This window comes from Thalassoglobus sp. (genome assembly GCF_048270125.1).
Lineage (GTDB): Bacteria > Planctomycetota > Planctomycetia > Planctomycetales > Planctomycetaceae > Thalassoglobus.
The window spans coordinates 151,264-164,844 of record NZ_JBLWTN010000001.1 but is presented as its reverse complement, the minus strand read 5'-3'; the positions used below and the strand labels follow the sequence as shown (position 1 = coordinate 164,844).

The following is a 13,581-nucleotide window of genomic DNA, read 5'->3' as shown; positions in this document are numbered from 1 at the left end:
CGCACTTAAGCGAAATCATTCCTTCAGGTTTTATGAATCGAAAAGGTTATAGAAATGAGTCACCGTATTTATTTCAACAAAGGTCAACAGCTCAATCGTCGTACTGTCTTGAAAGGTGCTGGCGTCACGTTGTCTCTGCCTTGGCTTTCCGCAATGCAACGTGCATTTGCAACTCCCGCCGAGAACACACCACCTAAACGATTCGTCGCGATGACGTTGGGTCTGGGGCTTCTTGGAGAGAATCTGAATCCGAAAGAATCCGGAAAAGACTACAAAACCAGCCTGTATCTGAAACAGGTTCAGGACCTCCGAGACAAATTTACTGTTGTCTCTGGTTCTTCGCATCCAGATGTCTCCGGAGGACACCGCGCTGAAGCGAGTATTCTTTCCGCTCAACCAATGGGATCGGGAGGACAGGCAAAGAATACTGTCTCACTCGATCAATTCATGGCGAAACATCTGGGACATCACACCCGGTTTCCGTCACTCGTACTAGCCAGTCGAGGTACGAACAGTCCCTCATACACTGAAAATGGTTCGATGATTCCTGCACAGGATTCTCCGTCCAAACTCTTCAGCCAACTCTTTATCGACGATTCTCCCGCAGAGCAGCAACGTCAGGCTCATCGACTTCAAGAAGGTCGCAGCATCATGGACTTGGTCCGTGACGACTCGAAGCGGCTCGCGAAAAAACTCGGCAAGGGTGATCAAAACCGGCTCGACGAATATTTAACGAGCGTTCGCGATCTGGAAAACCGGATGGCAGCCTCGGAAGAATGGGCGATGCGTCCAAAGCCGAAAGTCGACTACAACAAACCAGTCGACATTAAAAACCCCAACGATTTTGTTGGATACCAGCGTCTCATGACTGACATGGTCCGACTCGCTTTGCAAACGGATTCGACCCGCTTCATCACGTATCACCTCGGCGGATCGGGAGGCGTTGTTCCACTCGAAGGAGTGAAAGAAGGCTACCACGCGCTGAGCCACCACGGGCGTGACGAAGAAAAGCTTGAACAACTCGCGCTCGTCGAAGAGGCGATCATCGGAGCCTGGGGCGACTTCATGCGTGAGCTGAATTCCATCGACGAGAATGGTCATAGCCTGCTTGATCAAACATCTGTCTTCATGACAAGTAATCTGGGTAACGGTTCGAACCACGACAATCGAAACATGCCAGTCTTGCTCGCAGGGGGAGGATTTAAGCATGGACAACACTTGGCATTTGATCAGAAAAATAACTACCCACTGCCAAACATGTACGTCAGCCTGCTACAGAATCTTGGAATAGAGACCGATCAATGGAAGACAGCCACCGGAACCATGACAGGCCTTGAGATGGGATAGTCATTGATCTCTGACAAAGTCGCTTAACAAAATTTGATTCATGAACCGACGAAGGCAGCTCGCGAATTGATACACGGAGACTGCCCAGTGGCGGGCAGCTTGTGAAGTCATGATAGTGACCTTGGGTTGCATCTATTTCCGAGCGACCTCAAAATTTTCGGCGTGAAGTCAACGTTTTTGAAATCTCAAAGTAGGATCGACGATGTTTCATGTGAACCGACGAGGGTTCCTTCAATTTGGACTTGCAAGTGCGGCGCTGACTGCCGCAGGGCGACCTGCTCTCACTGCCGATAAGCCGACTCAATACCCACCGACGAGGGTCATCACAAAAGGCCCGCGGCATCACTGGTTTGGATACTACGACAAGCTCCAGTTCGACCCCAGCAGTCGGTTCGTGTTAGGAATGGAGGTCCCTTTTGAGCATCGCTCACCCGCAGCGGACGACATCATCAAAATTGGGCTAGTCGACCTTGAAGACAACGACCGCTGGACTGAACTTGATCAGTCGATCGCATGGAACTGGCAACAGGGATGCATGCTCCAATGGATCCCTGGTGAAAAAAGTAAAATCCTCTGGAATGACCGAGACGGCGATCGTTTCGTTTGTCGAATCCTTGATGTCGAAACAGGAAATGGCCGAACGATTCCGCATCCGATTTATTCAGTCAGCCCTGATGGGAAAACCGCAGTCACTCCAGATTTCCGCCGAATCGCTGATGTTCGACCGGGGTATGGTTACACCGGATTAAAAGATCCTTATACGGACGATTTGGCTCCAGAAGAAACGGGGATTTTCCGTGTCGATTTAGATACCGGAGAATCCAAGCTGATCATCTCACTTGCTGACATCGCAAAAATTGGTGAAATTCCAAACTCGCAGCCAGGCATCAAGCACTATTTCAATCACTTACTGTTCAGTCCGAATGGCGAGCGGTTTATTGCTCTTCATCGCTGGCGATATCCTAACGGCAGCCGACTCACTCGTCTGATCACTGCAAAACCGGACGGATCAGATATTCGCGTGGTAATCCCGAACGGTTACGCCTCACACTTTATCTGGCGGGACCCGCAGCACATTCTTTCGCAGTCCAAGAACTATCTAGGTAATCCGAACTGGGGCGACTTCCTGTTCGAAGACCGAGACAATGGCATTCTCGAAGAAGTCGGACACGGAGTCCTCGATGGTGGTGGACACCTGAGTTACCTGCCGGGAAATGAGTGGATCCTAAATGACACCTACCCCAAAGGGGCTGAGCGAATGCAAATTCCGCATCTGTATCATGTCGAATCGGGTAAACGGATCGACATCGGAAAATTCCATTTGCCGAAGGAGTACACCGGAGAATGGCGAGTGGATACTCACCCCCGCTTCAGCCCCAATAGCCAATACGTTTGCATCGACTCACCGCACCAGAACGAAGGCCGACAGCTTCACCTGATCGACATCAGTGAAGTAATTCATTCTAGTTAGAGCAGTTTGCTCTAACATGTGCCCGTGAAGAACGCTTTTCACCAGAGGAATTAGTGTTCGCCACGAGACAGAATGAGAACACCAATTCGGAAAATGCATTCGAGGCCGGTGAACATTCTCCGGCCTCGACTTCTGTAATCTAACCTGTCCGTAATCCAACCTGACTGCGCAAGTCTTCTCGAAATAGACTGGTGGCATTGGTCTGTAAAGCCCTTCTTTCGTCAGACGAAAGAGGGTGAACGATGAGACAGAATAAGTACACCGCCAATACGAAAGTGCTCTACCGTTTGCCCGTGAAGAACGCATTTCTCTATTAAAAATGCTGTTCGCCAAGAGGCAGAACCTGCAAACCAATTCGAAAGCTGCTTTAGAAGCCCAAGCCTGGACCGGTCAGAACTCCTGTCCCTACCGAACCGTCAGTAATATCGAACATGGATGGGAACTGATGCGCCCAGACTTTATTAGCGTTCGGACAATACTGACGACCGTTTCCTTCGATCGCCGCAACTCCAGGCACTCGGGCCGCCAAGCTGGCTGAATGGAGAAACGCAAATCCCAGACACGTTAAGTCCTGAACACACAAGAACATGTCAAACTTCTGAGCAGCGGCAGCAGCAAACAGTGCTTCGGTGTGCCCTTTACAAGCTTTCAGCGCGACTCCGCTATACCCTTGCTCTCGAGCTAAGAGAAGTGCTTCATAATCGACGAGAGATTCATCAATCACAACCGGCTTTAGCTTTGCCGCTTCGTGCATTTTATTGTCAGGATGTGACTTCAAATCGCGATGCGTTGGCTGTTCGATATACTGAATTCGATCGTATGCGGTTGGAGATTGTTCCTGGACTCGTTTCAAGAACTCGAGAACGTACTCAACATTCTCACATTTTTCATTGAAGTCCGTTGAGTAGAACCACTCGCTACAACCCCGCGACGCCTGGGCCTCTCCGCTGACTCTATCGATATCCAAGACGCGTTGAACATCCCAGTCGATGTCATCGCCGTTCAGTTTGATTTTCAGGTGAGTCAATCCGTCAGCTGCAATCCATTCAGAAAGAGTCTCGGGAAACTTGTCGCCAATTCGAGTTGTGACATCTGCATCCGTCAGCGGATCGACCGCTCCGACGAGATGGTAAAGCGGCAATCGCTCTTTAGGTGTTCGCAGCGTGTACTGATCCAGATATTCCCCTGCAAACTGGTCATCCAGATATTCAGAAAGATCATGATTCATGAACTCCGATGACAATGCGTTATAGGAATTCACTCCGTTTGCCTTGCCGAAGGCATCGTGTAGTGCGGCATCAAGCGGGCTCGCAGCAACGAGTTGGGCCAGTTCTGGAAGTGGCTCAGGAAGACCAAGAAGTTTAGAGACAACTTTTGCCTGGTGGGAGTATTCCGCAGCGACGTGAAAAATGATGTCGACCGGATGACCAAATTCGTTGAGGATGTCCGTAAGCCGAACAACCCGTGTCGCGTAATCCTCCATGGCTTTTTCAGCCTGATCAGGAGTGACCTCTGCGGAAGGCCAAGCCCAGACGTTGCCGACCGGCATGCTTCCTAAACCGATCGCGTGCTTTCCACCTCGAGTCTCAACCGTAACCTGAACGTTAATGACTCGATGCTTGTCCATGACTCTCCCGCCAAATTTCAGGGGAGTACGAAATGGGTGCTCGTCAAAGCTGATTGCAGCGTCAACTACCCGTACGTCGGTCGATTTGCTCATGTCTCTTTTTTTAGATGTTGTGAATTGTGGGAAGCGATTTCTTTACAAATTACGTTGACACAAAATACTTACCGACAGAATCCTCTGGCTGGAGATGAGCTTGCCACTCTCATTGAGAGAAGATTCGAAACGCGAACAAACTTCTGAACTCTCAGTGATTACCCACTATTTACTGATATGGAGATCACTTCTCTGGACTTTGCTGAGAGACAATAAGTCTACTAATCATCTAATCACATTCACCATTCCAGTGCCGATCACTGATACGGCAACTGAAACACCATGCCTGACTGTCTTCTCGCCAATCAAGATGGGAGAGAACCTCATCAATTTTTGAATGGCTTATGTAGAGCGGTCTAGGGTAATCATTCAACTCACTCTTAAACAAACAGTCCAGCTATCAAAAGGTGTCATTCAGATCCAAGGCAGCTGTACACAAAAAATCGCAGAGAATCGCTGAGAACTAAGGCACAATAGGGCACAGAGAACTCAACAACCTGCGCATACTACAATATCAGGCGATCCTGAATCATCAAGACTCCCTAATAAGTAGCGATGAGCAATCTGTCCGACAAAGACCTGATCACCCTCAAGAGAAGGAGATCAGCCAGCTGAGGACTTCTCGCTCAACAGTCGAAATTTACTTTCGGTGTCGAATTTTTGCACGCATACGGCGTTTTTTTCGACCAAGTTTCCGGCGACCTTTGCCTGATTTCTTAACACCCATTCGATTCATTCCTCCAATGATACTAGTGGTTCACTTGAGCTGGATAACTTCCAGCGACTTCGTTCCGCAGGCAAACTGGCCTGAGGACTACTCAGAACACATGGCGATCAAGTCAACATGAGACTTGAAATGCTGATGTGCAGGTTTCCCTCGCATTCGGCGAGGGGATAACCCATTTTAGACACAAATCCCCGAACCTACAAGGTTTAACAAGAATTGTCTGTCGACTTCGAAGGTCAACGTCCGTTCAAGCAGGGACATTTTCAAAAATCCCGGCGGAGCCAGGTTACATTGATCACCCATGATTTGAGGATCCTCACAGTTGATCTGCAGTCATATTGATACATCTTTGGCAGTCATTTGGCTCTCGGTGACTCTCTCAAGCCGGACTAAGCAGCAAGCACTCCCTCCTTGCCAACTCCGCCCTTTGTCGCCTGGTCGCCCGACACGCATAGGAGACTGCTTATTCAGAACACATTCACAATCTTCGCATCTGTGAAGAACGTCTTCCAGCAAGGAAAATACTGAGCACAACAAGTCAGAAAGCACGAAAACGCTCTAAGCGATCGCTAAATAGACAGCTGCTGCAAGTACTCCACCTACAAGTGGGCCAACAACAGGAACCCAGGCGTAGCTCCAATCGCTGTCCCGCTTTCCTTTAATGGGCAACAACGCGTGAACAAATCTCGGGCCAAGATCGCGAGCTGGATTGATGGCGTAGCCTGTGGTTCCGCCTAATGACATCCCGATTCCAAAGACAAGCATCCCAACTGGCAACAGCCCTAACGCTCCCAGTCCTAAGCGAGGATCGGTCTCAGCTGGCGCCTCTCCATGAATCAGGCTGGGAACCGCCATCAGGAAAATAGGAAGAATGAGTGCGAACGTTCCGACAACCTCGCAGAAGAACGCCTGAGGCAGGTTGCGAATAGCAGGAGAGGTGCAGAAGCAGGCGAGTTTGGCATCCGCATTTTCAGTCGCTTTGAAATGCTCGTGATAAAAACAATAAACCAACGCTGCTCCTAAAATCGCCCCGATGAATTGAGCGATGATGTATCCGACAGCTTCTCCAATTGCGAGCTTCCCGGCAACAGCCATTGCCACCGTGACAGCCGGATTGAGATGTGCTCCACTGAAATCCGCGGCACAAAACGCCCCAATAAAAACCGCGACTCCCCAACCAGCACTGATTACGATCCATCCCGAATCGTTTCCCATTGTTCTCGCTAACACAACGTTGGCGACAACACCGTTCCCGAAAAGGATCAAAAGTGCAGTCCCGATGACCTCAGCTGTCAATGCATTCATTCTCGCCTCACTTTCTCAACAGATTTCTAATCCAAGGAATCGGCATTCTGACACGAAGAAAGAAAACATGCGAGTAGGCACGCAAGAGTTTTTTATGCGACAGCACTTCCTTTGAACTTCGAGGCAACGGAGAGGGGGCAACCGGTTCCTCGGCCTGGGGGAATGGTACTTCCTCGCAGGAATCCAGAAGTTTATCTGACTTTCAAAATCAAGATGTTTGGCTTGGACTGAAGCGGGTTGAAATTTGATAAAGAGCCACGCCGACCACAGCGTTTGGAATTCCGACGAGCAACAGGCTGACGACATCAGCTGGCGTAGTGAGCATCGCGACCAGGAAGAAAAATGGGATGATGACAATCCATCTCGGTCCTTTTGCAAGCCAGACCGGAACAGAGACCATGAAGCAGGTAACAACTAAGAGTAGTTCAATCGCACCAACAGACATCTCGCACCTCAATCAATTGATTGCCTGGGCCAACGAATCCTGCAAGTGCATGACTTACCTGAAACGGTGGACACCAGAGAAGAGGAGTCCTGTGAGTCTCTCAGAGTTTGCATTGCAGAGACTGCTCACAGACAATGTCCACCCGGTCGGCCCGATTGCATCAGGCGCATTGAGCGATGAATTCAGACTAAGCTGTGAAATGAGCAGCGTCAAGACTGAAGCAAAGCCACTCTTTTTACGGCCTAGTCAACATGGGATGGATTTCAGCGTCAGACCAATTCTGGAATTGGCTGACCACCTTCGGTGATAATTGGAATGGGTCGTCCCTGATGATCAATCCAGTGAGCCCCCAGATCAATCCCAAGGTGTTGAAATGTTGTGGCTGCCAAGTCTTGTGGTCGGACGGGACTCGTTAAGACTGTTCCACCACGACGGTCCGTGGAGCCGATTGTCTGACCATGCCGCAAGCCCCCTCCTGCCATGACCATCGACATCACGCTCGTCCAGTGATCACGACCAGCTTCTTTATTGATGACTGGTGAGCGGCCGAATTCTCCCATCATCATGACGAGTGTGTCATCAAGTAATCCACGCTGTTCCAAGTCCGTCACCAACCCATAGAGTGCTCGATCAACGCGTGGGATGAGTGGTTTCAGCCCCTTCTCGATTCCACCCCAGCGAACGTTATCACCATGATGATCGAAGTATCCCCACGCTCCACTGACGAGAACAAAGGTCACTCCAGATTCAACAAGTCGACGGGCCTGTAACGCTTTCTGACCAACGCTCTCTCGACCGTAGAGGTCTTTGGTTTCATCGCTCTCTTTCGATAAATCGAATGCGGCTTCAACCTTTCCAGAAAGCATCATTTCGTATGCAGACTGGGTGTGTTGATCGAACTGGTCCATGACGCCATCACGATCAAGACCGGATCGCATCTTGTTGAAATGCTGCCGCAACTGGGCCCGTTCTGTCAGACGTGAGGTCTCAAAGCCAGCGGGCATCTTGAATTTGCCAGCAAGCTCCAAACCTTTCACGGGAGAGAATTCACGCCCCATGTTCCCTGCTTCCCAGACATCGGCAGCCCAGGAATTAGCAAGCCCCACAAACGCGGGCATGTCGGGATCATTCGCCCCTTTGAATTTCGCGGTGATCGATCCCATCGACGGGTATCCCGCCCCATCTTTTCCATCATTTGTTCGTTGTGCCAGCGGGTTACCAGCTTGCATCGTGATTGGTGTGTGGTTGCTCGCGGAGCAATCGACTGAACGAAGGATTGAAAGCTTGTCGGCAATCGATGCTTGCAACGGAAGATGTTCCGTGAAAGAGACTCCGGGGATCTTGGTTGAGATATCCGGAAACGGGCTGCGAATTTCCGGGGGAGCAAGCGGTTTGGGGTCCCACATATCGATTTGACTGGGGCCACCAGACAGCCAGAACAGAATGACAGCTTTCCGGTCTCGACCGGGTGTCTCGATTTGTGATTCCGCCTGAAGCTTCTTGATCGACGCCAACGAGAGCCCACCAAATCCTGCTAATCCCGTTTGCAGAAACCATCGTCGCGACCGGACCTGGAGAAGGTCGTTCGCTGCAGGGGCGAAGGGAGAGATCTCTGAATGTTTCTGGTGATGTGAACTATGGGAACTCATGGCGTTGCCCTTACTGGTACTGAGAACACTGCGAGTTTTATGACGAGTGAGGATTTGGGAACTGGTGCGTCGGCGGGAATCAAACGTGGGTTTCAAACATTTCAGAGCCGATCCGATCTCCTGCACATCATCCCTCAAACTTTGAAAAGAGGCTGCACATTTGAAAGTGACCGGATCCTGTTGATACTTGCGGAAGCATCAACAAACTCTATTAGGAGTCTACTTCATGAAACTCTCGGCATCTAGAGTAGATTCACATCAATCTTTCTCGCGGCGCATTTCGAAAAGAAAGCGTGATGGAGGTGAAGGTTTGACCTTTCCCCATTTTCGCCGTGTGGCTGCTCTGGAAAGTGTCAGAGAGTCCTGAGCGCGAGTGACACCAACGTATGCCAGGCGCCGCTCTTCTGCAATTTCGGCTTCTGTCCCGTCGATTGTCCGCTTGTGCGGAAGCAAACCTTCTTCCATGCCGACAAGATAGACCCTTGGGAATTCGAGTCCTTTTGCGCTGTGCAGCGTCATCAACTTCACTGCATCGGCATTTGCCTTCGCTTCCTTGTCCGGTTCTTCGTCTCTCCGTTCAAGTGCGATACTGTCGAGATAGTCCCCCAGCGACGGCTTCGCAGTTCGATCAACATACTCAGCGAGCGAGTTAATATAATCTTCGAGGACTGCTTTCCTCGTCGCCTGTTGTAGTTCGTCTTTGTATTGTTTTTCGATTTCGTTTTCGTATCCGATCTCTTTGACAAGCTGATGGGTCAGAGTATCCAGTTGATCGGGATTATTATGATACTGTGCACGCCAGCGTTGAAATTGAGAGTGCAGATGGAGAACAGCGTCAGCTGTCTTCTGAGTTAACTCGCCTTCGTTGAGAGAGTCGGGAACGACATCCCAGATTTTCTGTCCGGTCCGGACTGCACGCTTTAATAATTTTTCAACAGACCCGATACCAATTCCGCGCGTGGGCGTATTGATAATTCGCAATAGAGCCTGCTCATCATCATCGCGAGCGATAACTTTCATGTAGCACAGCAGATCGCGAATCTCTTTGCGATCATAAAACGATTGGCTTCCCATCAACACGTAAGGAATTTGTCGGCGTCGAAGTTCGGATTCAAAAATTCGTGGCTGTTCGTTGGTACGAAACAAGATCGCAAAATCCTTGAGAGGGATACGACGAGACTCATTCAGATGTTTGATCTCGTGAACGACCCGTTCCGCTTCGGACTGTTCATCAGGCAGTTCCAGAAACCGAACATCCTCACGGGATTTCTTATTCGTTCGCAGCACTTTTTGATGTCGTTCTCGATTGTGCTTCACCAGCCGATTCGCCAGATCGAGGATGCTTTCTGTACAACGATAATTTTCTTCGAGGCGGATCACCTTTGTTCCGGGAAACTGTTGTGAGAATCCCAGAATGTGTTTCAACTCTGCACCGCGCCATCCGTAGATCGATTGATCATCGTCCCCCACCACACAAAGATTTTGATGCTCGCGAACCAAGGCATCGATGATGCGAAACTGAATTCCGTTTGTGTCCTGGTATTCATCAATCTGAACGTGGGAAAATCGCTGCTGATGCTTCGCCAGAACTTCCGGGTAGTTCATAAACAATCGTTCGGTGAGCAACAGCAAATCGTCGAAGTCGACTGTTCCCGTCGCTTTCAAATTTTGTTGATAGCGTCGATACGCCAATCCACCGAGGTATTCCTTGTCATCCAGAGCGGCTTCAGTCGCTCGGTCAGGAGCGATTCCAATCGATTTCCACTTACTGATGAGTGACAGCAAATCTCCCGGCCGCAGAGACTTCTCCGTGACGCGAATATCACGCAACACGCGGCGGGCCATCGATTCTTGATCACCGCGATCCATAATCGAGAACTTCTCGGGATATCCCAGAACAGAAATATCGGAACGTAACACACCGACACAGAGCGAGTGGAACGTCGAAATCCAAGGTTTCACTTTCTGATTCGAACCAATCAAAGACTTGGTTCGTTCAAGCATTTCCTTAGCTGCTTTGTTCGTAAATGTCACAGAAAGAATGCGATCAGCAGGGACACCGGTGCGAAGGAGCTCACCAATTCGGTAAGTGATCACTCGCGTCTTTCCGGTCCCGGCTCCAGCCAGCACAAGAACAGGCCCATTCACTGTTTTTACGGCTTCCCGCTGCGCAGGGTTTAAGTGTGATAGATCCATCGATCAACTGTTATCCATAAGAGCAATATTAAGACTCGCCATGCCTCTGAAAATCAATGTTATGACTTCATAGACTGCTCGCCACGAGGCGGAACGGAAAGACCAGTACTGGATTTGCTCAAGCTCATTTTAGCGACTGTGCGAGGGGATAATAACACGCCCTCACGGAACCTCAACGCCCGACATGGCTCGAGCTTCTGGATCGTTGGACATTCTCCGAAATCGTTGATAAGTGGGGAATTTTGCGAACTCGTCTAATGCCCCGTGAAGAAAATGGGAGGAGTGACAATCCTTTGAAAGCTCTGTATTGTCTGAGACTCATATGGTCACTCGCCAATATTGTGAACAGATCCTGAAACCTGAAGTTTCTCTCTCAAAGACCGAGGAAACTGACCATTTCACAAGTTCCCGGAATGGTTCTAACCAAGAAATGGACAAAACATGTCTCACCTTAATGCGAATGAACGGACCTGGGACCGCCTTGCGAGAGAGAACAGCCAGTTCGCAAATGTTGCTTCCGATGAAGAATGTGCTCATCCGTTGCTGGCACTGGATCGCCGGGGATGGCTTCCAGGCTCGGTCAAAGGGATGGACGTCCTCTGCCTCGCTTCGGGTGGTGGCTGGCAGTCGATTCTGTATGCCGTTGCAGGTGCAAACGTGACTGTAGTTGATCTCTCACCGGAAATGCTCAAGCGTGATGTGCAGCAGGCAGAGATCCGGAACGTCTCCGTCAAAGCGGTACAGGCATCGATGGACGACCTCTCTGAATTTGGCGACTCCTGCTTCGATATTGTGCATCATCCGGTGAGCAGTTGTTACATCCCGAGGCTAAAAACCGTCTACGAGGAAGTGGCTCGACTCCTTCGTCCGGGGGGCCTTTACATCAGCCAGCACAAACAGCCAACCAGTCTGCAAATCGTAGAACGTGACCAACGTAACCGATATGTTCTCGGAGTCTCATATTATCACAATGATCCACTTCCGGCAGTCCAAGATACTGCTTATCGCGAGGAAGGAGCTGTGGAGTACCTGCACCGTTGGGAAGAACTCGTAGGGGAACTCTGTCGGTCAGGGTTTGTGATTGAAGATCTCAGCGAACCGCGACGCGGCGATCCCAAAGCCAAACCGGGAGACTTCAGGCATCGTGGAATGTTCACAGCTCCGTATGTCCGAATCAAGGCACGCAGGCGACAAGCGGAGACAAGTAATGTCTCCCAACAAACCATCTGGACTCCAGAATCATAATCACCGAGGTCAGCGAAGATGCCTGGCGAGTTCAGGTCGCAGAATTTTTCACCTTCGAAATACAAAGACCTCAGGGCCGATCTTGTCAGCCCTGAGGTCTTAAGCGATATCAGTAAGCGAAGAACGATTACGAAAGTGTTCCACCAAAGATAGCGTTGGAACCGAGCATTTCTTCGATGCGAAGCAACTGATTGTACTTGCAGATCCGGTCTGTTCGGCTCGCAGAACCGGTTTTGATTTGACCAGTTCCGAGTGCAACAGCCAAGTCGGCGATCGTTGTATCTTCGGTTTCGCCTGAGCGGTGGCTCATGACAGCTGTGTAGCCGTTTTTGTAGGCGAGATCGACAGCTTGCATCGTTTCTGTCAATGTGCCGATTTGGTTCACTTTGACAAGAATGCTGTTCGCGATTCCGTTATCAATTCCGCGTTTCAGGCGTTCGCTGTTCGTTACGAACAAGTCGTCACCGACAAGTTGGCACTTGCCGTTGAGCTTTTCTGTGAGAGATTTCCAGCCATCCCAGTCGTCTTCGAACAGGCCATCTTCAATTGAGCAGATCGGGTATTTATCAACCCATTCTGCCAACAGATCAACCATTCCAGCTGAATCGAGTTCTCGACCTTCAACTGTGTAAACTCCATCTTTGTGGAATTCGGACGCTGCACAATCGAGGGCGATTTTGACTTGATCTCCAGGTGTGTAACCAGCATTTTCAATCGCGGTCAAAATGACTTCGATAGCAGTTTCACTTTTCGGAAGATCGGGAGCAAAACCCCCTTCATCTCCGACAGCTGTGCTCATCCCTTTGTCCTGAAGGACATTTTTCAGGCTGTGGAAAATTTCGGTACCACAACGGAGTGCGTCGCTAAAACGCTCGAACCCGAGTGGCATAACCATGAATTCCTGCAGGTCGATGCCGTTGTTGGCGTGTGCTCCCCCATTGATGATGTTCATCATCGGTGCTGGCAAACGAGAAGCTCCTGCTCCGCCGAGGTATCGGAAGAGTGGCAATCCACAAGAATTCGCAGCTGCGTGAGCTGCCGCCATTGAGCAGGCGAGAATTGCGTTGGCGCCCAGACGAGATTTGTTGGGAGTTCCATCTGCTTTGATCATCAATTGATCGATGGCTGCCTGATCGAAGGCATCTTGTCCAGAAAGCAGTTCATCCAACTCTCCGTTGATATTCTCAACAGCTTTGGTCACACCTTTTCCGAGATAAACACCTTTGTCACCGTCGCGAAGCTCGCAAGCTTCGTGGGCTCCGGTGCTTGCTCCACTTGGAACAGCAGCACGACCAGCTGTTCCATCTTCAAGCAGGACGTCTACTTCAACAGTCGGGTTTCCACGGCTATCAAGAATCTGCCGTCCGTGGACTTCTAAGATTGCCATACTCATCTGAATCATCCTCTGTAAATCTTTTCTGATACGATACTTATAGAAATCCCCGCTGTTCGCAGGAATTTGGAGACAGGAATCCT

Annotated in this window: 9 protein-coding genes; 3 read left to right on the top strand and 6 right to left on the bottom strand. The window is 50.1% G+C overall.

Annotated features, from left to right (window positions below; genetic code table 11):
* Window positions 1-54: 54 nt before the first annotated feature.
* Together ACN0YR_RS00540 and ACN0YR_RS00535 are read left to right on the top strand one after the other, a co-directional pair.
* Window positions 55-1,347 (top strand): DUF1552 domain-containing protein, encoded by a 1,293-nt coding sequence (locus ACN0YR_RS00540; protein WP_417847249.1) that lies wholly within the window; start codon window positions 55-57, stop codon window positions 1,345-1,347.
* A gap of 202 nt (window positions 1,348-1,549) precedes the next feature.
* Window positions 1,550-2,818, top strand: coding sequence for a hypothetical protein (locus ACN0YR_RS00535; RefSeq protein ID WP_417847248.1), 1,269 nt, complete (start codon window positions 1,550-1,552; stop codon window positions 2,816-2,818).
* A gap of 367 nt (window positions 2,819-3,185) precedes the next feature.
* Here the strand turns inward: ACN0YR_RS00535 and ACN0YR_RS00530 are convergent, their stop codons facing one another.
* The 5 genes from ACN0YR_RS00530 to ACN0YR_RS00510 form a co-directional block, all read right to left on the bottom strand.
* Entirely contained in the window at window positions 3,186-4,538 is a 1,353-nt protein-coding gene (locus ACN0YR_RS00530; RefSeq protein WP_417847247.1) for an enolase C-terminal domain-like protein, read from the bottom strand.
* 1,285 nt (window positions 4,539-5,823) lie between these two features.
* On the bottom strand, window positions 5,824-6,570 hold the full coding sequence (locus tag ACN0YR_RS00525) for an MIP/aquaporin family protein (protein ID WP_417847246.1): 747 nt from the start codon (window positions 6,568-6,570) through the stop codon (window positions 5,824-5,826).
* A 208-nt stretch (window positions 6,571-6,778) separates the two neighbouring features.
* Complete coding sequence (locus ACN0YR_RS00520) at window positions 6,779-7,015, bottom strand: hypothetical protein (RefSeq protein ID WP_417847245.1); 237 nt, start codon at window positions 7,013-7,015, stop codon at window positions 6,779-6,781.
* A 269-nt stretch (window positions 7,016-7,284) separates the two neighbouring features.
* Window positions 7,285-8,664 carry a DUF1501 domain-containing protein gene (locus ACN0YR_RS00515; RefSeq protein WP_417847244.1) on the bottom strand — a complete coding sequence of 460 codons (1,380 nt, stop codon included), beginning with the start codon at window positions 8,662-8,664 and terminating at the stop codon, window positions 7,285-7,287.
* Window positions 8,665-8,922: 258 nt separating this feature from the next.
* A complete protein-coding gene (locus ACN0YR_RS00510) occupies window positions 8,923-10,860 on the bottom strand; it encodes an ATP-dependent helicase (protein WP_417847243.1) in 1,938 nt (645 codons plus the stop codon).
* Between the two features lie 441 nt (window positions 10,861-11,301).
* Here ACN0YR_RS00510 and ACN0YR_RS00505 point away from each other — a divergent pair, with 441 nt between their 5' ends.
* Window positions 11,302-12,105 (top strand): class I SAM-dependent methyltransferase, encoded by an 804-nt coding sequence (locus tag ACN0YR_RS00505; protein WP_417847242.1) that lies wholly within the window; start codon window positions 11,302-11,304, stop codon window positions 12,103-12,105.
* A gap of 127 nt (window positions 12,106-12,232) precedes the next feature.
* Here ACN0YR_RS00505 and eno read toward each other — a convergent pair whose 3' ends face one another.
* The gene (gene eno / locus ACN0YR_RS00500) at window positions 12,233-13,498 is read right to left on the bottom strand and encodes a phosphopyruvate hydratase (RefSeq protein WP_417847241.1); all 1,266 of its coding nucleotides are present in this window, start codon (window positions 13,496-13,498) and stop codon (window positions 12,233-12,235) included.
* Between the last annotated feature and the right edge of the window lie 83 nt (window positions 13,499-13,581).